Source organism: Mycobacterium bulgaricum (assembly GCF_041287165.2).
Taxonomy (GTDB): Bacteria; Actinomycetota; Actinomycetes; order Mycobacteriales; family Mycobacteriaceae; genus Mycobacterium; species Mycobacterium bulgaricum.
The window spans coordinates 130,545-154,875 of the sequence record NZ_JBGGKV020000001.1; the positions used below are offsets into that span (position 1 = coordinate 130,545).

Consider the following 24,331-nt stretch of genomic DNA (forward strand, 5'->3'; position numbering starts at 1 on the left):
GGATGCTCCAGCGTAACCGCGCTGGGCGCCGGTGACGGATGCGGATTTCGCAGATCAGGGCCCGTCCCTGTAACCTTGCCGGGTTGCCGACGCAGGCGACCCTCCTGCCACGGATAGCCCGTGGCCGCACCAGACCAGAGGAGGTGATGGGTTCCTTATGCGTCCATACGAAATCATGGTCATTCTCGACCCCACGCTCGACGAGCGCACCGTTGCTCCGTCGTTGGAGACGTTCCTGAACGTCATCCGCAAGGACGGGGGCAGTGTCGACAAGGTCGACATCTGGGGCCGCCGGCGCCTCGCCTACGAGATCGCCAAGCATGCCGAGGGCATCTACGCCATTCTCGATGTGAAGGCCGAGCCCGCGACGGTGTCCGAGCTCGACCGCCAGCTCAACCTGAACGAGTCCGTGCTGCGGACCAAGGTGATGCGGACCGAAAAGCACTAACTCTGTTGACGGGCTGTGCACGTCGGGGCAGTTCCGTAGGCTCGCCTGCGACTGTCCACGCGTACGCCGTCGAGAGCGCTTGCGCGAAGCCTAACGAGCACACAGGAGGACCTTGTGGCTGGTGACACCATCATCACGGTGATCGGAAACCTGACCGCCGACCCCGAACTGCGGTTCACGCCGTCGGGCGCTGCCGTCGCGAACTTCACGGTCGCGTCGACGCCTCGCATGTTCGACCGTCAGACCAACGAGTGGAAGGACGGCGAAGCGCTGTTCCTCCGCTGCAACATCTGGCGGGAAGCGGCCGAGAACGTCGCCGAGAGCCTGGTTCGTGGGTCACGTGTGATCGTCAGCGGCCGGCTCAAGCAGCGTTCCTTCGAAACCCGCGAGGGTGAGAAGCGCACGGTGATGGAGCTCGAGGTCGACGAGATCGGTCCCTCGCTGCGCTACGCGACGGCGAAGGTCAACAAGGCCAGCCGCAGCGGCGGCGGTGGCGGCGGATTCGGTTCGGGCTCGGGGGGCGGCAACTCGCGCCCCGCGGCCAGCAGTGCACCGCAGGAAGATCCGTGGGGCAGCGCGCCCGCGTCGGGTTCCTTCGGCGGCGCCGACGACGAACCGCCCTTCTGACATACCAACATTCAGTGATTTCCAGAAAGAGATAGACATGGCCAAGTCCTCGACCAAGAGGCGCCCGGCTCCCGAGAAGCCGGTCAAGACTCGCAAGTGCGTGTTCTGCTCGAAGAAGGGGCAGAACATCGATTACAAGGACACCCAGCTGCTGCGCACCTACATCAGCGAGCGGGGCAAGATCCGCGCCCGCCGGGTGACCGGCAACTGCGTCCAGCATCAGCGCGACATCGCGATCGCGGTCAAGAACGCCCGCGAGGTTGCCCTGCTGCCGTTCAGCTCGTCGACGCGATAGGGACGCAGACAATGAAACTGATTCTTACCGCAGAGGTCGACCACCTCGGTTCGGCCGGTGACACCGTCGAGGTCAAGGACGGCTACGGCCGTAACTTCCTGCTGCCCCGTGGGCTCGCGATCGTCGCCACCCGTGGCGCCGAGCGTCAGGCGGAGGACATCCGTCGTGCGCAGGAGCAGAAGGGCGTCAAGAGCCTCGAGCACGCCAACGAGCTCAAGACCGCCCTCGAAGGCCTCGAGTCGGTGGAGCTTTCCGTCAAGGCCGAGTCCGGAAGGCTGTTCGGCTCGGTCACGGCGGCTGACGTCGTCGGCGCCATCAAGAAGGCCGGCGGACCGAACCTCGACAAGCGCACGGTGAGCCTGCCCAAGGCGCACATCAAGACCACCGGCACTCACTCGGTCACGGTGCGGCTGCACCCCGATGTGAATGCCACGGTGTCGCTGAGCGTCGTCGAAGGCTAGTCGCGCGCACCTCAGCACCGGCTTCACGCGGCCGGGTGGAGACCTACGGGTCGACACCCGGCCGTTGTCGTATTCAGCGGCGAACAATTGACCGCAAAGCAATCCCAGCGAACCTAACCTGCTGTTAACCTGCACGGCCCTACCGCGAAACACAACACGCCCGACACCGAAACCGGACACGACACGCCGGGCAATTTCCCATCCACAGCCTATGCACCGACCTATCGTGCGTTGAGCAGGCCAAACAGGGTTGACGCGGACGCTTATCAACAGGTTCTCCCCAGGCCCTCAACATCGTCCACCTGAGCTATCCACATGTCATCCACAGAGTCATCAACAAGGGGAGGTTGCGCCTCCGCCAGCAACCTCTAACGTTGGCCGTCGCGGGGTTGGTTGCGCTTCCCGGCGGGGGGCTTGTCGGAGGCTGTTATTAGCATCGCGGCGGTAGGCTTCGAACGTTTGTTCACATGCGATCGAGGAGGGTGAGGCGCCGCGTGGCTGTCGTCGATGATCGTGGCCGGTCCGGAGATCCCACACAGATGGAGCCGCCCCCGAGCGAGGATTTCGGCCGCCAGCCCCCGCAGGACGCCGCTGCCGAACAGGCCGTGCTGGGCGGAATGCTGCTGAGCAAGGATGCCGTCGCCGACGTCCTGGAGAAGCTCCGCCCCGGTGACTTCTACAAGCCCGCCAACCAACTCGTCTACGACGCGATCCTCGATCTGTATGGACGGGGAGAGCCGGCCGACGCCGTGACCGTCGCTGCGGAACTCGACCGCCGCGGGCTGCTGCGCCGGGTCGGCGGGGCGCCCTATCTGCACACCCTGATCTCGACGGTGCCGACGGCGGCCAACGCGGGCTACTACGCCGAGATCGTCGCGGAGAAGTCTCTGCTGCGCCGCCTCGTGGAGGCGGGCACGCGCGTCGTGCAGTACGGCTACGCCGGTGCCGACGGTGCCGACGTCAACGAGATCGTGGACCGGGCACAGGCGGAGATCTACGACGTCACCGAGCGCAAAGCCTCTGAGGATTACGTGGTGCTGGAGGAGATCCTCCAGCCGACGATGGACGAGATCGATTCGATCGCTTCGCAGGGCGGCATCTCCAAAGGCGTGCCAACGGGATTCACCGATCTCGACGAGCTGACCAATGGCCTACACCCGGGTCAGATGATCGTTGTGGCGGCGCGTCCCGGTATGGGGAAATCGACCCTAGGTTTGGATTTCATGCGGTCGTGCTCGATCAAACAGCAGCTGCCGAGCATCGTGTTCTCGCTGGAGATGAGCAAGACCGAGATCGTGATGCGCCTGCTGTCGGCAGAGGCGAAGATCAAACTCGCCGACATGCGTTCCGGTCGGATGAGTGACGACGACTGGACGAAGCTAGCGCGCCGGATGAGTGAGATCAGCGAAGCGCCGCTGTACATCGACGACTCACCGAACCTGACGATGATGGAAATCCGCGCCAAGGCACGGCGTTTGAAGCAGAAGGCCGATCTGCGCCTCGTGGTGATCGACTACCTGCAGCTGATGACCTCGGGTAAGAAGGTCGAGTCGCGCCAGCAGGAAGTGTCCGAGTTCTCAAGGCAGATCAAGCTTTTGGCCAAGGAGCTCGAGGTACCCGTGGTGGCGATGAGCCAGCTGAACCGTGGCCCCGAGCAGAGAACCGACAAGAAGCCGATGCTGTCGGACCTACGCGAATCGGGATCGATCGAGCAGGATGCGGATTTGGTGATCCTGCTTCACCGGCCGGACGCATTCGAATCCGACGACCCCCGCGGTGGCGAGGCGGACCTGATCGTGGCGAAGCACCGCGCCGGTCCGACCCGGACGGTCACCGTTGCCCACCAGCTGCATCTGTCGCGCTTCTCGAACATGGCGCGCTAACGGCATTCGCTGTCCGGGTAGGCAAGCCCGGCGGTGTGTTCTGAAGGTGTCTGAGGTGGTTCGGAAGTCGGGTGGGCGGTGCACGTAACCTCGTCGTATGCCGCGCAAACTCACCGACGACGAGATCACAGCGTTTCTCGACAGCCGTCCGGGGTGGGCGATTCTGACCACCATCGACAAAGACGGCTTCCCACACACGGTGCCGCTGGGATACTTCCGGCTCGGCGGTGATGTCGTCATGGGCGTGCGCGATGGCACGCAGAAAGTGGTCAACGTAGAACGCAATCCGAACGTGAGCATCATGGTCGAAGACGGCTCAACCATGGCGGACATCCGCGGAGTGATGCTCCAGGGACACGCGCGCATTGTTCGCGAAGCCGGCGAAACGTTGGAACTAGCACGGCACGGTGGCCGCATGCGCGGCGTGCCAGAGTCCGAGCTGCCTGTCGAGCCGAGACCGGGCGCCACCTACATCTACGTGACCCCCGTGCGGACCCGGTCGTGGGATTACGGCGACTCGACATCGGATGGCCACTAGCCGCAGATCCCTCTCCGGTCAGGATGCCGGCGGTCGATCCGAACCCCAGTGCTTCAGGATGTCCTGCATCCTGGCAGTCAGAGCAGTTTGCAGGAACGGACCGAAACTGATCCGCGCTATCCCCAGCGCCGCCAGCACACTCAGATCGTGCTCGTCCGGTCGCACAACGGCATTGACCGGCAAGGGCAGCTCGGCGGCCAGACGCCGGTGGGTGTCCTCATCATGAAGCCCGATGGGGTAGAGGCAGTCGGCCCCGGCGTCGGCAGCATCACGCAACCGGGCGATCGCACGTTCAATTCTGTCGGACTCGTCGCCGAGTTGATGCAGAATCACGTCGGTCCGGGCGTTGAGCACCATGTGCACGCCGGCCCTGTCTGAGGCGGTGCGCAGTGCGGCCACCAATTCGGCCTGCTCAGCGGACGTGCGGAGTCGTCCGGCCTCGCTGTGCACCGTGTCCTCCACATTGAGTCCCACCGCCCCCGCTTCCAGTAGGCGGCCGACCACACGGTCGGCACTCACGCCGTAGCACGACTCGACATCGACCGACACCGGAACATCGACCGCGGCAGTGATCTGCGCGACGCGACCGAGCACATCCTCGAACTGCATCCCCTCGTGGTCGGTCTTACCCATCGAATGCGCAAGGGGTTTGCTTCCCACAGACAGCGCCGCGAAACCGGCGTCGGCAGCCACCTGCGCTGACCACACGTCCCAGACGGTGGGCATCACGACCGGGTCGCCCGGCCGGTGCAAATCCAACAGTGAAGTGGCGCGGCCGGCGAGATCGCCGCTCAGCGATGGGTTCATCGTCCTCTCTTTCCTGAAACATCTAAATGCACTGGCCCCGAAGAGCAGTCCGATGACCTCCGTCGATCATAAGAGCGCCGCCGCGACCGCACGTGGTGACCAACAGCTGCCGACGTCGCAGCCCAGCCCGTATGGCCGGCGGCAGACTACGGGTTTTCCGTGGTCCCTGGATGGCGCCGTGAACGCCATCATCGAGACGTCCCCGAATTGAGGTGACGCCGGTGCGGTGAGCGCAGCGGGCGCGGGCCGTCCGCATGCAGCCCGCTTCCGAGCTGGTCGAGGACAAGACGAATCCAGGAGAACCCAGTGCGCGCAACCCCACTGATGCGGCACCCGGCATCGCTCGACTTCGCGCGGGCCGTCGACGGAATCATGGACTCCAGCAACAGAATCCGACGTGTGGTGGTGTCATGCCCGGACACGCAGGTCATTCTGGGCGGTTACTCCCAAGGCGCAGCGGTCAACGCCTATGTGACCTTGGACAGGATTCCCGACGGGCTGGCTCTTGCGCCCGCCGCCGCCTTTGCAGGCAAGACGCTCGATCTGTGTGCGCCCCGCGACCGGGTGTGTGAGGCCGGCGGCCTCGACCGGGCGGCGCACAGTCTGTACGCGGTCAACGGTATGGCGGATCAGGCGGCGACCGAGATGCACGACAAGTACTGAGGGAGAGAGCATGTTACTGTGGAACCCGGACACCATCATGGATGTCCCGCCATACCCGCCGGCCCGGTTCGATGGCGAGCCGGAAACCAGCGCGATCGTGCGACGCGGTGATGCGCCCGAGGATTACGCCGTAGGAACGTCGAAGTTCCACTATTTGGTGGATCAAAGGATGTCGGCGGGGGACTACGGTCTGTACCGCGTCGAACTGGGGCCGCGCGCTGCCGGCGCCGCCGCGCACTATCACAAAGCCATCTCTGAGGTGTTCTATGTCCTGTCGGGCGGAATGCGCTTGTATGACGTCGACGGATGGGTCGATGCGAAACAGGGTGACCTCCTGTACGTCCCGCCCGGGGGCATCCACGGCTTCCGCAACGACACCGACGCCCCTGCTGAGTTCCTGATTCTGTTCACCCCCGGCGCACCGCGGGAAGCCTATTTCGAGGGCCTCAAGCATCTTGCGGAGTTGACCGACGAGCAGCGCATCGAATGGAACGAACGCCACGACAGTTTTTTCCTCTGAGCTGTACCGGGCCGGCAGGACAAGCGTCGAATGCGCCAGGCTGCGCCGCGGGCCGCGCTAAAATTCAGCTTTGCTGGCGTGGAGGGGGGCGCACATGTCCGACAACGGATTTCCGGTACCCGCGAACGAAGACAAGCGCCTACAAGTTCTCGCCGACTACAACATCATGGACTCGCTGCCGGAGCAGGCATACGACGACTTCGCGAAACTTGCGTCGGCGATCTGCGGGACGCCGATCGCGCTCATCACGTTGCTCGACGACCACCGTCAGTGGTTCAAGGCGAATGTGGGCCTGGGTGTCAGCGAAACACCCCGGTCACAGGCATTCTGCGCGCACGCGATCATGGATCCCGGCGAGGTGATGACGGTGGAGGACGCCACCGCGGACCAACGCTTTGCCGCGAACCCCCTGGTGACCGGCGATCCCGGGATCCGTTTCTATGCGGGCGCACCGCTGGTGGCACCGACGGGTGAGGCGCTGGGCACGATCTGCGTGATCGACCGGGAGCCTCGCCATTTGAGCGACACCCAACGCGAGGCGCTGGAAATCCTCTCCCGCGAGATCATCGTGCAACTGGAGCTTCGTCGCAGTATCGCGACCCTCGAGCAGGCCGTTCTGGACCAGGAGAGGTACGTCGAGCTCCTGCAGGAGTACCAGCGTGATATCGAGAAGGTGAGGGTGCACCTGGAGTCCCAGTCGGTCACCGATGTGCTCACCGGCCTGAAGAATCGGCGTTCCTTCGACCTCACGGTCGAAGAAGAGTTCATGCGTGCGCAATCACGACGGACGACGTTGTCGTTGCTCATGATCGACGTCGACCGCTTCAAATCCTTCAACGATGACTTCGGTCATCCTGCCGGCGACGAAGTGCTCCGCTCGGTAGCGCACCTGCTGCAGTCCGAACTGCGAGCGTCGGACTCCCTGTTCCGATATGGCGGCGAAGAATTCGCGGTTGTCCTGCCCGAGACCACCTGCAAAGGCGCGTTCGTGCTTGCGGAGAGGTTTCGGCGTGCCGTGCAGAGGGCGCCATGGCCGAAACGCGCGATCACGATCAGCATCGGTGTGGCCGCCACCGGCGCGGAGTCTGCCTCGCCGCGGGACCTACTCCAGTCCGCAGACCAAGCGCTGTACAGCGCGAAGCAGACCGGTCGCAACCGGGTGACGATGACCCCCAGCGGGGCGTGAGCCCGCACCACACCGCGCTCGGGTTCCTCTCACAAAGGGAACGGCGGTCGCCCGGTGCCGCTGATCATCAGGTGACCATCGACGGTGCGTTCGATCAGGCGGCCCAAAGCGTCGTGGTCGTCCACGCACAACCGCACGGGCGCACCCGCGGGCTTCACATGATCCGGCGCGTCGAAGACGGTGCCCTGCCAATGGTATTGGCCGTCAAAAGGATTGAGCGTCCCCTTGAGGTTGACCCGTACCGCGTGCCGGGCGTCGCCGACGACCAGACTGGCAGATCCGGTGTACATGCTCACAGGAAGTGGTTCCGCTTCCACATCCGCCGCGCCAGCGGCCCCATCAGCCCGACCTCGTCCAGAAACTGCGCCAGCGAGGCGAATCCGAGCTTCTGCATGTCATGAAAGTGCTTGTTGGCCAGCGCTTGCCGCCGGGCCTCAGCAGCGTCGAGGCCGACCCGCTGGTAGAGACCCCGCCGGGTGAAGTTCTTCAGATACAACGACGCGCCGAGCCCGTGCAGGTTGGCCAGGATCCATCGGGTCCGTGCCGGCAGCTCCGCGACGTCACGACGGATCCCGTCCCGCGCGAATTGGATGTGCCGCGCCTCCTCGGTCACATGGATTCGCATCAACCTCTGGACGAGCGGCTGCACCTCCTGCCCGTCGTCGAGGATGCGGCGCTGTAGAGCGTCGAAGATCTCCTCACCGACCAGGGCTGCGACCCACAGCATCGGCCCGCGGAAGATGAACGGCATCGCGTTGACCGAGCGCGCGTTGCGCCCCGTCGGCCAGAACGGCTCGACACCGATGCGCCGAATCGCCTTGCCGAACATCAACATATGACGCGCCTCGTCACCCAGTTCCGTCAGCTCGTAGAAGGCGCTGTCGGTCGTCGGCGAGGAGCGGATCATGCCCCGCAGCAGCGACTGGTTGAGCATGTTCTCGAACCAGATGCCCATCGACAGGTAGTTGGCCAGCTCGTGGCGGGACAGGTCGATGCGCTGCTGGGGGCTCATCTGTTCCCACAGCGAGGTCCCGTACAGCGACGACATCTGTGGCGGCAGGAAGTACCTGTCCTCGGCGAGCGGGGCGTCCCAGTCGATATCGACGACCGGTTCGTAGGATTTCTTGGCAGAGCCTTTGAGCAGTCGCAGCGCGATGTCTTCTCGATCGCGGCCGCTCGTCATGGGCGCAGACGTGGTGGGCATCCCGCCATTGTTCGTGACCGCTGGGGGCAAATTCTCACCCCGAAGGGCTAAAAATTCCGCTGGTGATTGCCCTTTTCGGTCAGTCTGCTCCCGGCGGACACCTACCATCGCCGGTATGGCCGAGATCGTCGAACTGCCCGCAGAGACGCTCGAGGGGATGCGTGCCGGCCTTCCGGCTCTGATCGACCGGATGGTGCAGGCTGTCATCGCCGAGGTGCCCTCGCTGGCCCAGGCCGCCCAGGAATCGTGGCGGCCCGTCATCGATGCTTCCGCCGACCAGCTGTTGAGTTCGCTCATCGACGGGCTCCGCCCGTCCACCGACCTGCACGCGTCGGTGCCGATGCAGGAGGTGCTCGACACTGCCTACCGGTTCGGCCGCCGCGAAGCCCGCATCGGTAGACCCCCCGAGGTGCAACTGGCCGCCTATCGGGTCGGCGCCCGCGAACTGTGGCGCGACTGGAGTGCCCTTGCCGCATCCGGTGGGGTGGACCGCGACCAGATCAGCGCCTTCGCCGAAATGTTCTTCGCCTACCTCGATTTGATCTCAGCGGCCGGGGTCGCAGGCCACGCCGACGAGCAGTCGCGGTCCGGTCTCGACCGAGAACGGCAACGCGAGCGGTTGGTGCGAATGCTGTTGAGCGACGCCTCCTCCGAGGAACTCGAGCTGGCCGCCGAGTACGCATCGTGGGCCGGGCCGCGCACCGTCACCGCGGTCGCCATGCCGAGCGGACGCCGGCATGGCGCCGCGGCGATCGCGAACGACCCCCGCACATTGCACGTCCCCCACGACGCGATCGACTCGCACATCGGCGTGCGGGTCGTCCTGGTCTGTGACGTCGGCGGGTCGGCACGGCCGTCGTTTCTGGCCTCGGTCGACGGCACCGGGGCCGTTGTCGGGCCTGCCCGCGACTGGAAAGACGCCCGGAGCTCGATTCGGCGGGTGATGCGGGCGGTTCCGCTGCAGCCACCGGATGCCGCCCGTGTGCTCGACACCGACGAAATCCTGCCGGAACTACTCGTCGGCGCCGATACCGATGCACTCGCCGATCTGCGTGCGCGTGCCCTTGCGCCGCTGGCGGATATCCCCGTCGCATCGCGCGACCGGCTCATCGAGACGCTGCGGTCGTGGCTGCTGCACCACGGCCGCCGTGACGATGTGGCCGCCGATCTGTTCGTGTCCCCGTCGACGATCCGGTACCGGTTGCGCCAACTGCGCGAGGCCTACGGGGACCGGCTGCGTGATCCACGGGTCATCGCCGAGTTGACGATCGCGTTGGCGGTCGACGCATGACCGGGTAAGTCAGTTGTGCGCAATTAAACTGCGTGCGATATGGTTGCGGACGTGGCCGGCCCCCGTCTCGACGAGCAACTGTGCTTCGCGCTCTATTCGGCATCGCGCGCCGTCACCGCCGCCTATCGGCCGCTGCTCGACGAATTGGGCCTGACCTACCCGCAATACCTTGTGCTCGTGGTGCTTTGGGAGGACGAACCCTGCACGGTCGGCCACCTCGGGGACCGACTGCATCTGGACTCCGGCACGTTGTCACCGCTGCTCAAACGTCTCGAATCGGCCGGCCTCGTCCGTCGGCAACGAAGCGCGACCGACGAACGGCGGGTCGACATCACCCTCACCCCCAAGGGGCGGGCGCTCGAAGAACGAGCGGCGTGCATTCCCGATCGTCTGTTGGGCCCGAACGACTCAGCAGCCGACGAGCTCGCGGCGTTGCGCCAGGCCCTCCAGATGATCACCGCGGAGTTGCACGCCCGCACTGCGCTCTAGCCCCACCACCTCACCGCGACGAAAGGCTGACCCATGTCCGAACTACCACCGCCGCCACCGACCACCCGCGCCCGCACCGTCGCCCGATTGGTTCTGGCGGGCGCCATGATCTTCGCCGGATTCAGCCACTTGTTCTGGGCGCGTGAGGAATTCCAGGCTCAGGTACCTCAGTGGGTGCCGATGGATGCCGACGGTGTCGTCATGGCCTCCGGTGGTGTCGAGATCACTCTCGGCGTCGGACTCGCCGTGCTGAACCGGGATCGCGTACTCGTGGGCAGACTTCTCGCCGCGTTCTTCATCCTGATCTTCCCGGGCAACATCGCGCAGTACCTCAATCACGCCGACGGCTTCGGACTGGACAGCGACACCAAGCGGTTCGTGAGGCTCCTGTTCCAGCCCGTGCTGATCGCATGGGCGCTGTGGGCGACCGGAATTCCGCGCTCACAGCGTTGAGTCGTGTCACTCACGCGTCCGGGTTGTCACGCAGGGATTCTGCGACGCTCTTGAGCGCCGCGGTGGCGTCCGACAGGGACCGCACGGTCGAAACCGCTTGCGGCGCAAGCCGGGTCAGCGGCCACAGCATGGCTCCGGTGACCAGCGTCAACACGCCTCTCGCCACCGACTCCGGCACACTCGGCGGGTCCATCAGATCGTTCTCGGCGAAGGGCCCGGCGTCGGCCGATGTCTGCGTCGGGGTGAACTTGCGCAACGACCGGCCGATGCCTCTCAGGGAGTCCACGGCCGCGAGAAGCGAACCGTGGCCGGCACTCTCCTCCCGGAACTCGTCGACAGAGACGCCGAGATGCTCTGCCAGCAGATCATCTCTCGCGAGAGCGATTTCGCCGGCGATCTGCTCTTGATCCGCCGTGTCGGGCACCGCCTCCAGCGCGATGTCGCATTCGCTGTCGAAGCCCAGCGACCGGTTGTTCAGATTCGACGAGCCGATCCGCAGCAGCCGGTCGTCGATCACCATCACCTTGGAGTGAACGTAGACCGGAACACCACCGCGGGCCACGGGCCAGTACACACCCAGGCGTCCGTGCGTGTCCGCATCCCACAGCAGCTGAAGGAGGCGTTGCCTGGCGCTGTCCATCGACTGCTGTTCCAGCCTGCTCTCCGAACTCCGCGGCAGCACGATGATGACCTCGGGCCCATCCGGTTCACGCAGCCGTTCGGCGAGCGCCAGGGCCAAGGTGCGCGCCGCCAGATACTGGTTCTCCAGATAAATCACCTTCTCCGCAGCGGCCACCGCGGCCATGTTGAGTGCCTCGACCTCACGGACCTCCTCGCGCTGCGGCAGCGCGGGCAACGTCCTGGCTATGCCGATCTCGACGTCGCGCAACGGATTTGAGACACCGCGCGGCCAGATCGTGCGTCGCATCGTGATCGGCTCGAGTTGTTCGCCGGTGGCGGCGTGCCAGCGGTAGCGGGCTTGTTCGGCGAGCGCCCGCGCCGCCTCACCGTCACATACTGTCGCCACTTCGTGTCGCGGTCCGTAGGGTTGACCCGCTCCTTTCCTGCGTGAGTCCTTGCCGAGATGTTCCCGGGTATCCCAGCGCCCTAGCGTGAGGTCGATGCCGCCGCAGAACGCCACTGCGTCGTCGACCACCACGATCTTCTGATGGTGGACCGCGCCCGGTGGATGGGCGCCGTCGACCGCGAAGTGCATGCGGGGGTTTGTGATGACGTTGAGCAGGCCGACCGGTGCGACACCGAACCAGAACCCGTCAAACGCCGCCAGCAGCCGCAGATTCGACTTGAGCAGATACACCCGGAGATCGGGCCGGCGCCACACCAGCCAGTGCAGGAAGGGTCCGAGGTGGTTGGGCCCGGGCAGTGTGGCGCCGTCGGCTTCGAATGCCGTTCGGTAATCGAAATCCCATCCGATCAGCATGATCCGATGCTTGGCGCGCAGCATCGCAGACTTCACATCGGCGAGGTAGTCGGCGCCGTCGACGATGCGGCTGAAGCGATCCGCACGCGCAGTTCGCCAGCAGGTGTCGCCGGGCCGCAGAAGTCTCTCGCCTGAGGTGGTGCGCATGGTGTGTCCTCACACTTTCGATACATCTCTGAGTTCAGTCGCGCCGCGGCGCCGCAACCGAACGTCGTCCCACCGTGTTGTGCCTCACAGCGCGTCGATCGCGCTGATCGTCAGTGCGAAAGGTCCCTGCTGCTTGTCGAGAATGTAGACCGCCACCTGATTGATGCGTGACGGATCGAGGTGCGCGGGCGCGTCGGGTGCAGGTCTGAGGCGCATGCCCACCGGTTCGAACCCCGCGACAGGTAGCTCGTAAATGCGCTGCACCGCAGGCTCGGTGCTGAATCGCTGGACGTAGGACCAGGGTTGGCCGACGCTGCCGACCTTCAATAGGTATGTCTTGCCGTCGCCGACGGCGTGTACGCGAAACGATGTGGCCCCCGCCGCCCGTTGCCCGATGTCGGGGTCCTGGGGACTGCGGGCCGATGCGAAGCCGCCGTTGTTCGCCAGCGACACGTCGCCGGAGAACACGAGGCCACCGTCGCCGAAGGCGACTCTCGACGTCGACGCGCCACCCATGACGGGGTCGTTGACCGTGGTCCAGCCGGCGACCGCGCCGGCGTCCGTGAGGTCGACGAGAACGGCACCGCCGGGGGACGATCCGGACGTTCCGCAGGACGCACTCAGAAGCGCCGCGCAAACGATCGCGAAACCAGCCATGCGACAACGGAACCCGGGGGCGAGGTGTCGAGCGTCATCCGTGTGCGACATCAGCACCGACCCGGATCGGCGCCCATCTCGCGGCTGCGCATCGGCATCCCGTCGATCAATGCATAGATGGCGCGAAGGTCCGGTATCTCACCGACGCGCCGCTTCTCGCCGCCGTCCTTTCCGATCAACAGCACGGTGAACGCGCTTTCCTCGATCGCGAACTGATCCCGCAGCCGCTGCGACTGAGCAGCGTCGATCACCTGGCCGTCGAGCGTGCTGACGCCGTCAGACACCACCTGAGCGAGCACCATCTCGCGGGTCTCGAAGTCACAGCGGGTCGCCTCGATGCGGCTCACCGTCTCGGTCAGCCTCGGGTCGCGTTCCGTAGGGGCGAAAATGAGCAGCGGACGACGTTCCCAGCGGTAGTCGCCGAGCTCGGCCGCCCACGCCGCACCTGACCCGAAGCAAGCACCCGCCACCAAGACGGCAAGCACCACCGCCAACTCCCGGACACCGCGACTCGCCTTCATAGCGTCTCCATCCTCACCAAGGCGTACTCGATTGTCGACGACGGTCCTGTAAAAAACCACCGCCGGACGTGGCGAATGTGAGCCTGTGACGTCAAGATCGGACCACAGTTCCGAGCCATCCCGCTGGTGGAGGAGGTACCGATGGTGGCGAGCAGCGAAGACCATCGAGGCCGGCCATGGTCACGATCGACGAGTTCTCGCGCGTAATCTCCGCGATCTACGCGGCGCCGCGCGTTCGGTGATGGCGATTACCGTGCCCGAGGAGATAAGCACGCTCTACCGCAGAATTGGTCGCACTGACCAAACATTCGAGTTCTCCACGGACTTCATGCGCCCCTTCGACATGTGCGACGGTCTGTTCCTGCGGTTGGCCGTCGGCGCGACACCCACGTGCTTTCTGGCCGTGGCCCCGACGCGGAGCCGCCCCTTCGAGACGGCCGGCCGTTCCGCATCTTCAGCAGGCGTTGCGCACACAACAGCAGTTCGTCGAACTGTCCTGTAGCGCTGAGGGTGTCACTGCGGTCATCGACACCATCCGTCACGGTATCGTGCTTGTCGACGCGAATCACACTGTCGTGCAGATCAACTCGGCCGCCGAGCGGATCCTAACCGCCGATGACGGGCTGTACCTGCGTTCCGGGCGTATCCAGACGTCCCGCGGATCCATGAGCGACCCTCTGCGGATCAGCATCGGTCGCGCGTGTAACGCGCAGGCGAGCGGCGTCTGTGAGGCGACTCGCTCATGTGCACCCGCCCCTCGGGTAAGCGTCCCTACATCATTTATGTGCTGCCGCTGACCGATATCGGACGACATGGCCTTGTCGCTCGCCACCGTCAAGCCTGGCATGCAGCACATCTTCGACAAGACCGATACGCACCGACTAGCCGAGCTCGTTCGCCTGCTGCTGGCCATCACACCGTAGATGCAGTGATTAATTCGGGCCGGGATACAACGCAACCGACGATCACGCAACGCAGAATCCGGGGTGCGTCAGGGCTTCTCGAACTCGATGAGGTCGTGCGGCACGACCGAGAAGGTGCGACCGGTGGGTCGCAACCCCGCGGCGGTCGACAAGTCGCAGAGTTCGGCTTCGGAGCGTAGCCGCCCGCCGTCGCGCTGGGTCATCGTGTGCAGATCGAGCAACGGGGAGAACGGGTTCGGGCGATGGCGGGGCTGCAGGTATTCGACGATCACCAGCTTGCTCTTCCGTGGCATACCCGACGCGACCGCCGAGAGGATCTTCGCGCAGCGCTCGTCGTCCCAGTCGTGCAGCACGTCCTTGAGCACGTAGACGTCGGCGGTGGCGTCGATGGCGCGGAAGATGTCTCCCTCTACGCAGTCGATACGATCGGCGATATCGCGTTCGGCCAGAAAGCGTTCCGCCTCCCGGATCATCCCTGCGCTGTCCACGAGGATTCCGCGCGGCTTCGCACGCGACTCGGTCACGATGACCGACAACAGGGTGCCGATGCCGCCGGCCACGTCGCACACGACGCCGTTGTCCGGCCATGGATAAACCCGGGCGAGGCTGTGGGCGATGATCCCGGTGGCCTGTCGCATCGTGGCGGCGAAGATCTGCTCCTCGTCCGGATGCGTGGCATACCATTCCCACACCGACATGCCGTGCACGATCTCGAACGCGCTCCGGCCGCTGCGCACGCTCTGCGCCAGACCGCCCCACGCGTCCATGGTCGATCGCATTCCCTTGTAGCGCATCCACGCTCGCAGCGACGCGGGATGGTCGCCACGCAGGACCGCCCCCATGGGCGTCAGTGTGGCCGCGCCCGTCCGCCGATCGAGGCGGCACAGGCCGCAGGCTGCCGCGCCACGGAGCAGGCGATGGGTGCTCTCCTCGTCCGAGCCGACGCGGGCGGAGATCTGTGCAGCGGTCAACGGTCCATCGGCCAGCGCGTCGGCGATCCCGAGTTCGGCGACGGCTGCGGCGATCTGAACGACCGCCACGCCCTCCCCGACATCGAGCATCGCGAATTGCGGCGGCACCATCTTGTCCGCCAACCGCTTGATCGCGCGTCGCACAGCGAGCGTGGCCAGGACGACGGGAAGGGGCGTCGACGACATCCGTGCAGGGTACTCGCGCTCCAGGTACTCAGCGGGTAGGAATCGGGTCCCGCGTGCTGCGCCGAAAATCGCGCGGGTTCATGCCGCGCACCCGCTTGAACGCCGCGCTGAATGCGAAGGGGTCCGCATAGCCGACCGAACGACCCACCTCCGCGATCGAGGATCCTGGCTCCTCGACCAGCCGGTCCACCGCCATGGCCATTCGCCACTGAGTCAGATAGGTCAGTGGGGCCTCTCCCACAAGATCGGCGAAGCGTTTCGCCAGCGTCGAGCGTGAGACCCCCGTGCGGTCGGCGAGTGACGCGACCGTCCACGGCGCCGCGGGATCGCTGTGCAGCAGGCGTAAGGCATCGCCGACCACCGGATCACGCTGAGCTGCCCACCAGGCCGGCGGTTCACCGCCGGGCCGGTCGAACCACTCGCGAATGGTGCACACCAGCATCCAGTCCAACAGCCGGTCCAGGACCACCTGCTGTCCGGGCACGTCGAGGGCGACCTCCGCTGCGAGGTGGTCGAGGACGGCGTCACCTGTCCCGCCGGCTTCGACCCGCAGCACCACGGGCAGCGCCTCCAACAGCCGGCGGCTGATCTCACCGCGCACGGGATAGGCGCCCACGATGAGCGTCGTCGCACCGTCGCCTGCCCCGGTGTCATGCCACCCGAGGCGGTGCCGCGTGCCGCCCTGTTCCGGCGTGGCGCAGAACTCGCCGCAGTCGACCGGCTCGGCACGTGTCCCGATCTCGTCGACGAAGGTGAAGGTGCCCGGCCCGCGCACCACCACGGTCTCGTAGGACTTCAGCTGCTGCGGTTCGCCGTGCTCGGGAACGATCCACCCGCCGCCGCCGAGCACGGCGCACAGGGTGAGCGGTGCGCCGTCGACGAAGTGCAGCGCCCACGGCGGGGTCAACAGAGTGCTGCCGAACAGCGAGCCGTGCGCCCGCACACCACGGAACAGGTCACCGAAAGCATCCACACCGCCCAGGCTAGACGATCACACAGGTAATTTGGCCTCTGAACTATGTACGAGTCCGACAAACTGGCGTTGACTCGAACCCATGACTACTTCGACCACCCTTGTCCTCGGCGCCAGCGGCAAAACCGGACGACGGGTCGCTGCCCGGCTCCGCCTGAAAGGTGTGCCTGTCCGTGCCGCGTCTCGGCGCAGTGCCACTCCGTTCGATTGGGCTGACCCGTCTGGCTGGGACGCGGTGCTCGACGGCGTCGAAACGGCGTACGTGGTGCCGCCCTCGGTGCTCGGGCCCGTCCACGACTTCACGGCGCGGGCCGCTGCGGCAGGGGTGCGGCACCTGGTCCTGCTGTCGGGGCGCGGCGCCGACACCTGGGGTGATTCCCCGTTCGGTCGCGACATGCGCGATGCCGAGGACGCCGTGCGCAGTTCCGGCCTGCCGTGGACAATCCTGCGCCCCAACAACTTTGCACAGAATTTCGACGAGGAGCTCTGGCACGGTCCGCTGCTCACCGGTGAGCTCGCGTTGCCCGCGGGGGATGTCCCCGAACCGTTCATCGATCTGGAGGATGTCGCCGACGTCGCGGCATGCGTGCTCATCGATCCCGATCGGCACGTCGGACGCGTCTACGAGCTGAGTGGTCCCCGATCGATCACCTTCGATGAGGCCGTCGAGCTCATCTCCCGCGCCACCGGGCAGCCGACGATCTACCGGCGCATCGCCCCCGACGAGTACGTCGACGCGCTGGCCGCCGACGGTGTCGATCGGGGGTCCGCCGAGCACGTGGCCGAGATGTTCGTCCTGATGGAGAGCGGCGTGATCGCCTCGACGACGCGGGACGTCGAACAAGTCCTCGGGCGGCCGGCGCGCACGTTCGAGGACTATGTCCTGCGGGTGGCGGTCACCGGGGTATGGGCGCGATGAGCGCCGTCCCCGACCGACTTGTCGGAGGGCACGGCTAGCGTCGTCAGGTCAGGACCCCCGATGAGCCTTGGGAGCGGGGATGCTTTTTCTCAACATCCGCATCGGGGGCCCTGCCTGGAAGCAGCAGCCTGCCCACAACTCGTGTGGGCAACGCGGCTGACCCCCGAGCCCTCTGTTCCCACTTTGACGGATACCTAGACCTTGCCGCCCGGGAAAATCGTCTTCACGGCCTGGGTGATGTTGTCGCGCGCCGCGGCTTCTGACGTGGGGTCCAACGAGCCGATCGCCATCACGTAACGCCTGTCGGTGCCGATCACACCGGTCGAGACGTGCAGCTGGTTGCCGCCGTTCCAGCAGCAGAACCAGCCCTGTTTCACGGCAACCGGCTCGGCGTACAGACCATCCGGGATGCCGAAACGTTGCGGGTATCCGTCGAGTCCCGTCGGCGTGGATCGAGCCAGGTTGCCGAGGATGATGTCGGCCTGCTCCGGCGGCAGCCCACCGCTTCCGTTGAGCAGCATGTCGTAGTAACGCACGAGATCGCTTGCGGTGCTGGTGGTCACGTCCCAATGCCCGTTCCACGGTGCCGTCGTGCCGCCCAATCCGTACCGTGCCTTCACGCGCGCGATGATGGCGTCGCCGCCACTGCGGTCCCAGAACGTCTGCGCCGCGCTGTCGTCGGACGAGCGCAGCATCCGGTCGAGCGCCGCACGGTCGTCGGCCGACAGTGTGGTCTTGCCCTCCGCCTCCTGCAGCAGCAGGTCATCGGCGATGAACAGCTTCACCACGGACGCGATCGGGAAGGACGAGTTCGCGCCGCTGGAGGCGATCTGGCCGGTGGTGCGGTCCAGCACCGCGGTGTCGATCTCGGCTCCGGACGCGGCGGCGTCGGCGGAGGCCTGTTTGACGCGGGCATCGAGGCCGGGCAGCGGCGCCGTCGGTTGTGCCGGAGGAGCCTGCGGCGCGATGACCGGCGCCTGCGGGATGTCCGCGGCCGGAGGAGTGCCATAGACCCGCGCCTCGCAGCCGTTGGCGAGAAGCGCCACCGAGACGAGCGCCATCGCCGTCATGGTGCGTTTGAGCAGCTGCCAAGGCATGGGTTCCTCCAAAACGACGGTGAAGCAGGCGATCGACCTGCGCCTACCGGTTACCCAGCCTAAGCATCGTCAACCGAGGTGGCATGCCGTCGCCTGCCGCTCACCCTCGGACGAGTAGACATCCTCGGCCGCAGTTCGTAGCCTTTCCGAGACATCGACGGCCGGGCCGACAGCGGTCCTCAATCCGAAGGATCGTGACAATCCGCGTGACCGGGATGCGCCACACTTTTCGGCGATCGATGTGCGGCCTGGCGGCCGCCGGCCTCGTGCTCGCGCTGCCTACCGGCGGCGTCAATGCAGATCCCGCTGCCGACGCGCTGGCCAAACTCAACGAGTTGTCCCAACAGGCCGTGCAGAGTCGCGAAGCCGTGACCGCAGCCCAGCGGGAGGCCGACACCAAGCTTGTCGAACAGACCGCGGCCGTCGACCGGCACCGCGCCGACCTGGCCGCCCTGGACCGCGCCAACTCCGAGTTGGAGCCCTACCAGGCGGCCGTGAACCGCATCGCCGCGATGGACTACATGAGCGGACGCGACGGTGAGTTCGCGGGGCTGCTGACCGCCGCGTCCCCGCAGCAGCTCATCGATCGGCTGTCGATGCAGCGCACCGTCGGCGTCCGGATCTCAGACCAGATGAGGGCCTATCACTCGGCCAGAGAGCGCGCGGCCGCCGCTGCCCGGACGTCCGAGAAGTCTGCCGCCGATGCCGGCGCCGCGGTCGAGTCGGCCGAAGCGGTCCGTGCCGAACTGCAGGCCAAACTCAGCGAGCTGCTGCGTCAGATCGCCGCCGCGGAGGCGCAGTACGCGGCACTGACCCCGCAGCAGCGGGCGATTGTCGACAGCGCGCCCCTGCCCGCCGCTCTTCCTGCGATTCCGCCCGGCGACGTCGCACCGCCGCCGGCCGCCCTTCCGGAGATCCCGGAGGCGTTGCCCGTCGGCGTCGCCTATGAGGCCGGGCTGCAACCCAATGCGGTTCTGGCAGCCCGCGCCGTCAGCCACCAATTCCCTCAGGTCTCCGACATCGACGGTGTGCGGCCCGATTCCAAGCCGTGGCATCCCAGCGGACTGGCGATCGACATCATGATCCCGAACCCGGACAGCCCCGCGGGCATCGCGCTCGGAGACCAGATACTGGCGTTCGCGATGAGCAACGCGGGCCGGTTCGGGCTCCAGGACGTGATCTGGCGCGGCACCTATTACACGCCCGCCGGCCCCCAGTCTTCAGGCTACGGCCACTACGACCACGTGCACATCACGGTGACCCCGCGCCGCTAGGCGGTGCGCGCGCTCCACTCCGCGGTGCGCTCGGGTGTCGCCTCCGCGAGTGCCCGACGCGTCCGCTCGGCGTCGAAGTCCTTGCCGTACACCGGAGTTCCGGGTTGTTGTCGCCAGGACTCCGAGATCGGGCCCGCGTCGACGGGGTCGAATCCGAGTGCGTCGACGATGTCGTGCACCAGATCGCGGCCCGCGCCGTCCTCGCCCGCGACGGGAAGCGCGATCCGGTCCGGTGTCCCGCTGGGCTTTCCACGTTCGAGCAGGTGCTTCCAGGAGATGCCGTTGAAGACCTTGTAAACAGGCGCGCCGATCTGCTCGGCCACCCAGGCGCTCTCGACCTGGCCGTCCTCGATGCCGGCGATCTCGCCGTCTCGCTGCTGCGGGTAATAGTTGTTGGTCTCGATCACGGGCGCGCCCGGCTTGCGCGCGTCGACGATCCCGTCGGCGAGGCCGGGCACGTTCTTCTGCGGGATGCTCACGATGACGAGGTCGGCGTCGGCGGCGGCATCCTTGGCCCATACCGCCGTCGCACCGGTCTCGCGCGCGAGGTCTGCCAGGGTTTCCGGGGCCCGCGAGTTCGCCACGCGCACCTCATGTCCGAGGTCGCGGAGCCGACGGGTCAACGTGCCGCCGATGTGTCCCGCGCCGATGATGCCGATCTTCATACGTCGGCTCAACGGCGACGGTCAGGCCGGTATTCCTGATCCGTGGTCAGGGGTGGAGGTTCCATTGGCCGCAATCCTGGGCCAGCACGTCGTTGACATCGACCCGGATGCCGCCGACCACCGGGCCGGGATTCGACGCGGTGTCGATGATCCGCTGATAGAGCACAGCGCCGGGATAGATCTGGCCGTTGGACCAGGACCGGGTCTGCCAGGCCCAGACTCGCCCGGGGGTCGCCGACCTGCCGATGACGCCGTCGGTCGCGGCCCAGGTGCACGGGCGGATGCCGGCGTAGATTCCGGTGCGCTGCACTCCGATGACCGAGTTGATGCCGCGAAACCACGGCAGCGCCAGCCTGATCCACGTGTCCCGGTCGATGTCGTCGTCGACGCTGAAGAAGATCGGCGCACTCTGGCCCCCGCCTGCCGCACTGTGCAACGCCCACCCGGTGCGGGCATCCGCGACGCCCCCGGCGAATCCGCGGGTGAAGTCCGACGGCGCCGTTCCGCCCGGCTTCCCGTACTGGTAATTGCTGACGATCACCAGACCCGCGGCGGTCAGCTGCTTCGCGTAGGGCAAGGTGATCGGCTTGGCGCCGAAGTTCGAGCCGGGCCGCGACGTCGAGACGTAATTGATCACTCCGGCATGGCCGGCCGCGCGGATGTCCTGCGCCGGGATCTGGCGCATCGCAAAGTCGATCAGCGTGGGAGCGGCGGCCGACGCCGCGGGCGGGCGGACCGCCGATGCCGCACCGAATCCGGCCAAAGCCGTTGCGGCGGCGGCGTAGCGCAGCGCGTCACGCCGGGAGATCGACACGCGGCGATGTTAACAACGTGATTGTTGTGACTCGGGAAACCGCCCCCGGCGACACGCCGGTGGCCTCAGCCGACGGCCCACAGCCCCAGGCTGAGCGCAAAGGCGCTCAGGCCCAGCGTGGTCTCCATCACCGTCCATGTCTTCAACGTCGTCTTCACATCCATCCCGAAGAACCGGCTGACCAACCAGAAGCCGGAATCGTTGACGTGGGACAGCACGGTCGCGCCCGCCGCAATGGCGACCACCAGCGCGGTGAGCTGGACGTTGCTGAGATCGGCGGCGGCTACGGAGGCACTGAGGAGGCCGGCGGTCGTCGTCAACGCGACGGTGGCCGAACCCTGCGCGACGCGCAGCAGCGTCGAGATGAGGAACGCCTGAAGGATCAGCGAGAAGCCGAGGTTCGACAGCGAGCCGCTGAGGGCATCGCCGATACCGCTGGTCCGCAGCACCCCGCCGAACATGCCGCCCGCGCCGGTGATGAGGATGATCGCGCAGATCGGGCCGAGGGCGCTGTCGAGGATGTCGCTGACATCAGCCATCGAGCGGCCCCGCAGGCCGAGCACCAGCGTCGCCACGATCACGGTGATCAGCAATGCAATCGACGTGGTACCGATCAGTTTGAGGAACTCAGCCCACGTCGCTCCCTCTTCGATGACGCCGGCTGTCATGAGGGTGTCGACGACGGTGTTGCACGAGATCAGCACGAACGGAAGCAGCAGCACGCCGAGGACGGTCAGGAAGGAGGGCGCGGTCCGGGTGCCCGCCCTGCCCGCCGTACCGGCCGCGTCGGCATCGACGCCGTCGGCGTCGGCGCTGGTGATGTCGCGTCCGCCGTTGATCTCGCCGAACAGCGAGGTGGGGATGTCGACGTGCACGCGCCGACCGAGGGCCTGCGAGACGAGGAATGCGCCGACGTACCAGGACACGATGGCAACCGGGACACCGATGAGCAGCGTCAAACCGATGTTGGCGCCGAGCAATTCGGACGCCGCCACCGGGCCCGGGTGCGGCGGAACCAGCGCGTGCATGGCGGCGAACGCACCCGCGGCGGGGAACGCATACAAGATCACCGAGCCGCCGAAGCGCCGCGCGACCGTGATGATGATGGGCAGGAAGACGACGAGCCCGGCGTCGAAGAAGATCGGGAAGCCGAACAGCAGGGCGGCGACGCCCAGCGCCAACGGGGCTCGCTTCTCCCCGAATCGGCCGATCAGCGTATCGGCGAGAACCTGTGCGCCGCCGGTGATCTCGAGCAGTCTGCCGATCATCACCCCGAATCCGACGAGCAGGGCCACCGAACCGAGCGTGTTGGAGAAGCCGGTCGTCAGCGCGCTCGGGACGTCGGCGACGGGGATCCCCGCGGCCAGCGCCGTCAATGCGCTGACCAGCACCAGCGCCACGAACGCGTGCAGTTTGACCTTGATGATCAGGAACAGCAGCAGTGCAACGGCACCGGCGGCGATCAAGAGCAGAGTCGTGGTCCCGTATGCCGGGTCAATGGCTTCCATGTAAATCCCTTTCGACCGTGATGTCAGCGCGTCGGATCGTTCGTGGTGGCGATATAGCTGTCGATGACGGAATCGATGCTCTGGTCGACGTCGATGGCGACACCGCGCTCATCGGGCTCCAGAGGTTGCAGCGTCTCGAACTGGGAGGCCAGCAGGGCAGCGGGCATGAAGTGTCCCGGCCTGCTCGCCTGTCGCCGGCCGATCGTCTCGGGAGAGCCCACCAGATGCAGGAATTCGATCTCGGCGCAGTGCTGCCGCAACTGGTCGCGGTAGACGCGCTTGAGAGCCGAACAGCTCATCACGCCGCCGTCGGGGTGCTGCGCCAGCCACTCACCGATCGCCTCGAGCCACGGGTACCGGTCCGTGTCGTCGAGGGGATGGCCGGCGGTCATCTTGGCGATGTTCGCCGGGGGATGAAAGTCGTCGGCGTCGGCGAACGGGACTCGCAGTCGCTGAGCGAGTGCGGCACCGACGGTCGACTTCCCCGAACCCGAGACCCCCATGACAACGATTGGTGACGGCATGACCTCTTACCCGTTCGATGTGCCTGACATCACACAGCATGGCTCAATCATCATACGATTGCAAGGGGTGTCTTTGAGAAAGTCGCGTTATAGCTTCCGCGCATACGACAATCTGGCATCATTCAGCAATGCATCGGTCCTACGGCGGCGCCCGTCACGGCAGTCTGCTGACCGCTCTGGGGACCGCCATCGTGTCCGGCCAATACCCGCCCGGCCGGGTTATCACTCTCGACGGGGTGAACGCCGAGCACCGCGTGTCGCGCAGCGTCGCGCGCGAGGCCATCCGGGTGCTCGAGTCGATGGGAATGGTCGAATCCCGGCGCCGGGTCGGGATCACCGTGCAGCCGGCCGAGAAGTGGAACGTCTTCGATCCGATGCTGATCCGGTGGCGACTGGATGTCGGGGACCGTGCCGCACTGTTGACCTCGCTGTCGGAGCTGCGCCTCGGCTTCGAGCCTGCGGCGGCAGCTTTGGCCGCGCAGCGGGCGACCCCGCATCAGTGCCGGATCATGGCCTCCGCCGTGTCCGACATGGTGGTGCACGGCCGGTCCGGGGACCTCGACTCATACCTGTTGGCGGACAAGCTTTTCCATCAAACACTGCTGGAGGCCAGCGGGAACGAGATGTTCCGGGCGCTGACCGGGGTGGTCGACGAGGTGCTCACCGGACGCACCCAGCACGGGATGATGCCGGCCAAGCCCGAGATCGCCGCGATCGCCCTTCATGACGAGGTCGCGCGCGCCATCAGGATGGGCGAGGCGAAGGAAGCCGAGCAGGCGATGCGCGCCATCATCGACGAGGCCGCCTCGGCGGTGGCCGACGAAATGCAGGCGCCCTGACCCGCGG

Annotated in this window: 28 protein-coding genes; 15 read left to right on the forward strand and 13 right to left on the reverse strand. The window is 66.3% G+C overall.

Annotated elements, in window-relative coordinates:
- Window positions 1–157: 157 nt before the first annotated feature.
- From rpsF to ACAG24_RS00660, 6 genes are all read left to right on the forward strand, one after another.
- On the forward strand, window positions 158–448 hold the full coding sequence (gene rpsF / locus ACAG24_RS00635) for a 30S ribosomal protein S6 (protein WP_370470769.1): 291 nt from the start codon (window positions 158–160) through the stop codon (window positions 446–448).
- A 114-nt stretch (window positions 449–562) separates the two neighbouring features.
- Window positions 563–1,075: a single-stranded DNA-binding protein gene (locus ACAG24_RS00640; protein WP_370470770.1), complete on the forward strand. Its 513-nt coding sequence runs from the start codon at window positions 563–565 to the stop codon at window positions 1,073–1,075.
- Between the two features lie 37 nt (window positions 1,076–1,112).
- Window positions 1,113–1,370 (forward strand): 30S ribosomal protein S18, encoded by a 258-nt coding sequence (gene rpsR / locus ACAG24_RS00645; protein WP_370470771.1) that lies wholly within the window; start codon window positions 1,113–1,115, stop codon window positions 1,368–1,370.
- A gap of 11 nt (window positions 1,371–1,381) precedes the next feature.
- Window positions 1,382–1,831: a 50S ribosomal protein L9 gene (gene rplI, locus ACAG24_RS00650; protein WP_370470772.1), complete on the forward strand. Its 450-nt coding sequence runs from the start codon at window positions 1,382–1,384 to the stop codon at window positions 1,829–1,831.
- Between the two features lie 494 nt (window positions 1,832–2,325).
- On the forward strand, window positions 2,326–3,714 hold the full coding sequence (dnaB, locus tag ACAG24_RS00655; protein WP_370470773.1) for a replicative DNA helicase: 1,389 nt from the start codon (window positions 2,326–2,328) through the stop codon (window positions 3,712–3,714).
- Between the two features lie 97 nt (window positions 3,715–3,811).
- Window positions 3,812–4,252, forward strand: a complete 441-nt coding sequence (locus ACAG24_RS00660) for a pyridoxamine 5'-phosphate oxidase family protein (protein WP_370470774.1) — start codon at window positions 3,812–3,814, stop codon at window positions 4,250–4,252.
- 18 nt (window positions 4,253–4,270) lie between these two features.
- On the opposite strand, the gene ACAG24_RS00665 is transcribed toward ACAG24_RS00660, so the two are convergent.
- Complete coding sequence (locus ACAG24_RS00665; protein WP_370471740.1) at window positions 4,271–5,047, reverse strand: isocitrate lyase/PEP mutase family protein; 777 nt, start codon at window positions 5,045–5,047, stop codon at window positions 4,271–4,273.
- A 318-nt stretch (window positions 5,048–5,365) separates the two neighbouring features.
- On the opposite strand from ACAG24_RS00665, the gene ACAG24_RS00670 reads away from it, so the two are divergent.
- The 3 genes from ACAG24_RS00670 (at window position 5,366) to ACAG24_RS00680 (ending at window position 7,428) form a co-directional block, all read left to right on the forward strand.
- A complete protein-coding gene (locus ACAG24_RS00670) occupies window positions 5,366–5,722 on the forward strand; it encodes a cutinase family protein (protein WP_370470775.1) in 357 nt (118 codons plus the stop codon).
- Between the two features lie 10 nt (window positions 5,723–5,732).
- On the forward strand, window positions 5,733–6,242 hold the full coding sequence (locus ACAG24_RS00675; protein WP_370470776.1) for a cupin domain-containing protein: 510 nt from the start codon (window positions 5,733–5,735) through the stop codon (window positions 6,240–6,242).
- Between the two features lie 94 nt (window positions 6,243–6,336).
- Window positions 6,337–7,428, forward strand: a complete 1,092-nt coding sequence (locus tag ACAG24_RS00680; protein WP_370470777.1) for a sensor domain-containing diguanylate cyclase — start codon at window positions 6,337–6,339, stop codon at window positions 7,426–7,428.
- A gap of 29 nt (window positions 7,429–7,457) precedes the next feature.
- On the opposite strand, the gene ACAG24_RS00685 is transcribed toward ACAG24_RS00680, so the two are convergent.
- Window positions 7,458–7,718, reverse strand: coding sequence for a DUF4873 domain-containing protein (locus tag ACAG24_RS00685; protein ID WP_370471741.1), 261 nt, complete (start codon window positions 7,716–7,718; stop codon window positions 7,458–7,460).
- Window positions 7,719–7,720: 2 nt separating this feature from the next.
- Window positions 7,721–8,632, reverse strand: a complete 912-nt coding sequence (locus tag ACAG24_RS00690; RefSeq protein WP_370470778.1) for an AurF N-oxygenase family protein — start codon at window positions 8,630–8,632, stop codon at window positions 7,721–7,723.
- Between the two features lie 115 nt (window positions 8,633–8,747).
- On the opposite strand from ACAG24_RS00690, the gene ACAG24_RS00695 reads away from it, so the two are divergent.
- From ACAG24_RS00695 to ACAG24_RS00705, 3 genes are read left to right on the forward strand one after another with little or no spacing between them, the layout of a single operon-like run.
- A complete protein-coding gene (locus tag ACAG24_RS00695) occupies window positions 8,748–9,923 on the forward strand; it encodes a PucR family transcriptional regulator (protein ID WP_370470779.1) in 1,176 nt (391 codons plus the stop codon).
- 51 nt (window positions 9,924–9,974) lie between these two features.
- Entirely contained in the window at window positions 9,975–10,412 is a 438-nt protein-coding gene (locus tag ACAG24_RS00700; RefSeq protein WP_370470780.1) for a MarR family winged helix-turn-helix transcriptional regulator, read from the forward strand.
- A 33-nt stretch (window positions 10,413–10,445) separates the two neighbouring features.
- Window positions 10,446–10,865, forward strand: a complete 420-nt coding sequence (locus ACAG24_RS00705) for a DoxX family protein (RefSeq protein WP_370470781.1) — start codon at window positions 10,446–10,448, stop codon at window positions 10,863–10,865.
- A gap of 10 nt (window positions 10,866–10,875) precedes the next feature.
- Here the strand turns inward: ACAG24_RS00705 and ACAG24_RS00710 are convergent, their stop codons facing one another.
- From ACAG24_RS00710 to ACAG24_RS00730, 5 genes are all read right to left on the reverse strand, one after another.
- Window positions 10,876–12,453, reverse strand: a complete 1,578-nt coding sequence (locus ACAG24_RS00710; RefSeq protein WP_370470782.1) for a phospholipase D-like domain-containing protein — start codon at window positions 12,451–12,453, stop codon at window positions 10,876–10,878.
- 84 nt (window positions 12,454–12,537) lie between these two features.
- On the reverse strand, window positions 12,538–13,110 hold the full coding sequence (locus ACAG24_RS00715) for a CIA30 family protein (RefSeq protein WP_370470783.1): 573 nt from the start codon (window positions 13,108–13,110) through the stop codon (window positions 12,538–12,540).
- 50 nt (window positions 13,111–13,160) lie between these two features.
- A complete protein-coding gene (locus ACAG24_RS00720) occupies window positions 13,161–13,631 on the reverse strand; it encodes a DUF4174 domain-containing protein (RefSeq protein ID WP_370470784.1) in 471 nt (156 codons plus the stop codon).
- Window positions 13,632–14,622: 991 nt separating this feature from the next.
- Complete coding sequence (locus ACAG24_RS00725) at window positions 14,623–15,711, reverse strand: methyltransferase (protein ID WP_370470785.1); 1,089 nt, start codon at window positions 15,709–15,711, stop codon at window positions 14,623–14,625.
- 28 nt (window positions 15,712–15,739) lie between these two features.
- Window positions 15,740–16,684 carry an AraC family transcriptional regulator gene (locus ACAG24_RS00730; RefSeq protein WP_370470786.1) on the reverse strand — a complete coding sequence of 315 codons (945 nt, stop codon included), beginning with the start codon at window positions 16,682–16,684 and terminating at the stop codon, window positions 15,740–15,742.
- An 82-nt stretch (window positions 16,685–16,766) separates the two neighbouring features.
- On the opposite strand from ACAG24_RS00730, the gene ACAG24_RS00735 reads away from it, so the two are divergent.
- On the forward strand, window positions 16,767–17,603 hold the full coding sequence (locus ACAG24_RS00735; RefSeq protein WP_370470787.1) for an NAD(P)H-binding protein: 837 nt from the start codon (window positions 16,767–16,769) through the stop codon (window positions 17,601–17,603).
- Between the two features lie 194 nt (window positions 17,604–17,797).
- On the opposite strand, the gene ACAG24_RS00740 is transcribed toward ACAG24_RS00735, so the two are convergent.
- The gene (locus ACAG24_RS00740; RefSeq protein ID WP_370470788.1) at window positions 17,798–18,700 is read right to left on the reverse strand and encodes a serine hydrolase; all 903 of its coding nucleotides are present in this window, start codon (window positions 18,698–18,700) and stop codon (window positions 17,798–17,800) included.
- Between the two features lie 206 nt (window positions 18,701–18,906).
- Here ACAG24_RS00740 and ACAG24_RS00745 point away from each other — a divergent pair, with 206 nt between their 5' ends.
- On the forward strand, window positions 18,907–19,974 hold the full coding sequence (locus ACAG24_RS00745) for a coiled-coil domain-containing protein (protein ID WP_370471742.1): 1,068 nt from the start codon (window positions 18,907–18,909) through the stop codon (window positions 19,972–19,974).
- On the opposite strand, the gene ACAG24_RS00750 is transcribed toward ACAG24_RS00745, so the two are convergent.
- The 4 genes from ACAG24_RS00750 to ACAG24_RS00765 form a co-directional block, all read right to left on the reverse strand.
- Complete coding sequence (locus tag ACAG24_RS00750) at window positions 19,971–20,639, reverse strand: NADPH-dependent F420 reductase (RefSeq protein WP_370470789.1); 669 nt, start codon at window positions 20,637–20,639, stop codon at window positions 19,971–19,973. The two genes, ACAG24_RS00745 and ACAG24_RS00750, sit on opposite strands and share 4 nt — an antisense overlap.
- A gap of 46 nt (window positions 20,640–20,685) precedes the next feature.
- Entirely contained in the window at window positions 20,686–21,453 is a 768-nt protein-coding gene (locus tag ACAG24_RS00755) for a DUF1906 domain-containing protein (protein ID WP_370470790.1), read from the reverse strand.
- Between the two features lie 65 nt (window positions 21,454–21,518).
- Window positions 21,519–22,961, reverse strand: coding sequence for a GntP family permease (locus ACAG24_RS00760; RefSeq protein WP_370470791.1), 1,443 nt, complete (start codon window positions 22,959–22,961; stop codon window positions 21,519–21,521).
- A 23-nt stretch (window positions 22,962–22,984) separates the two neighbouring features.
- Window positions 22,985–23,485 (reverse strand): gluconokinase, encoded by a 501-nt coding sequence (locus tag ACAG24_RS00765; RefSeq protein ID WP_370470792.1) that lies wholly within the window; start codon window positions 23,483–23,485, stop codon window positions 22,985–22,987.
- Between the two features lie 128 nt (window positions 23,486–23,613).
- Between ACAG24_RS00765 and ACAG24_RS00770 the strand changes: the two genes are divergently transcribed.
- Window positions 23,614–24,324: a FadR/GntR family transcriptional regulator gene (locus tag ACAG24_RS00770; protein WP_370470793.1), complete on the forward strand. Its 711-nt coding sequence runs from the start codon at window positions 23,614–23,616 to the stop codon at window positions 24,322–24,324.
- Window positions 24,325–24,331: the final 7 nt, after the last annotated feature.

Excerpts from the sequence above, each read along its gene's own strand:
- rplI (WP_370470772.1), top strand. The coding sequence starts at position 1,382 with ATGAAACTGATTCTTACCGCAGAGGTCGACCACCTCGGTTCGGCCGGT.
- ACAG24_RS00695 (WP_370470779.1), top strand. The coding sequence starts at position 8,748 with ATGGCCGAGATCGTCGAACTGCCCGCAGAGACGCTCGAGGGGATGCGT.
- ACAG24_RS00710 (WP_370470782.1), bottom strand. The coding sequence starts at position 12,453 with ATGCGCACCACCTCAGGCGAGAGACTTCTGCGGCCCGGCGACACCTGC.
- ACAG24_RS00690 (WP_370470778.1), bottom strand. The coding sequence starts at position 8,632 with ATGCCCACCACGTCTGCGCCCATGACGAGCGGCCGCGATCGAGAAGAC.
- ACAG24_RS00760 (WP_370470791.1), bottom strand. The coding sequence starts at position 22,961 with ATGGAAGCCATTGACCCGGCATACGGGACCACGACTCTGCTCTTGATC.
- rpsF (WP_370470769.1), top strand. The coding sequence starts at position 158 with ATGCGTCCATACGAAATCATGGTCATTCTCGACCCCACGCTCGACGAG.
- ACAG24_RS00735 (WP_370470787.1), top strand. The coding sequence starts at position 16,767 with ATGACTACTTCGACCACCCTTGTCCTCGGCGCCAGCGGCAAAACCGGA.
- ACAG24_RS00750 (WP_370470789.1), bottom strand. The coding sequence starts at position 20,639 with ATGAAGATCGGCATCATCGGCGCGGGACACATCGGCGGCACGTTGACC.
- ACAG24_RS00675 (WP_370470776.1), top strand. The coding sequence starts at position 5,733 with ATGTTACTGTGGAACCCGGACACCATCATGGATGTCCCGCCATACCCG.
- ACAG24_RS00685 (WP_370471741.1), bottom strand. The coding sequence starts at position 7,718 with ATGTACACCGGATCTGCCAGTCTGGTCGTCGGCGACGCCCGGCACGCG.
- ACAG24_RS00660 (WP_370470774.1), top strand. The coding sequence starts at position 3,812 with ATGCCGCGCAAACTCACCGACGACGAGATCACAGCGTTTCTCGACAGC.
- ACAG24_RS00725 (WP_370470785.1), bottom strand. The coding sequence starts at position 15,711 with ATGTCGTCGACGCCCCTTCCCGTCGTCCTGGCCACGCTCGCTGTGCGA.
- rpsR (WP_370470771.1), top strand. The coding sequence starts at position 1,113 with ATGGCCAAGTCCTCGACCAAGAGGCGCCCGGCTCCCGAGAAGCCGGTC.
- ACAG24_RS00765 (WP_370470792.1), bottom strand. The coding sequence starts at position 23,485 with ATGCCGTCACCAATCGTTGTCATGGGGGTCTCGGGTTCGGGGAAGTCG.
- ACAG24_RS00680 (WP_370470777.1), top strand. The coding sequence starts at position 6,337 with ATGTCCGACAACGGATTTCCGGTACCCGCGAACGAAGACAAGCGCCTA.
- ACAG24_RS00720 (WP_370470784.1), bottom strand. The coding sequence starts at position 13,631 with ATGAAGGCGAGTCGCGGTGTCCGGGAGTTGGCGGTGGTGCTTGCCGTC.
- ACAG24_RS00770 (WP_370470793.1), top strand. The coding sequence starts at position 23,614 with ATGCATCGGTCCTACGGCGGCGCCCGTCACGGCAGTCTGCTGACCGCT.
- ACAG24_RS00715 (WP_370470783.1), bottom strand. The coding sequence starts at position 13,110 with ATGGCTGGTTTCGCGATCGTTTGCGCGGCGCTTCTGAGTGCGTCCTGC.
- ACAG24_RS00705 (WP_370470781.1), top strand. The coding sequence starts at position 10,446 with ATGTCCGAACTACCACCGCCGCCACCGACCACCCGCGCCCGCACCGTC.
- ACAG24_RS00740 (WP_370470788.1), bottom strand. The coding sequence starts at position 18,700 with ATGCCTTGGCAGCTGCTCAAACGCACCATGACGGCGATGGCGCTCGTC.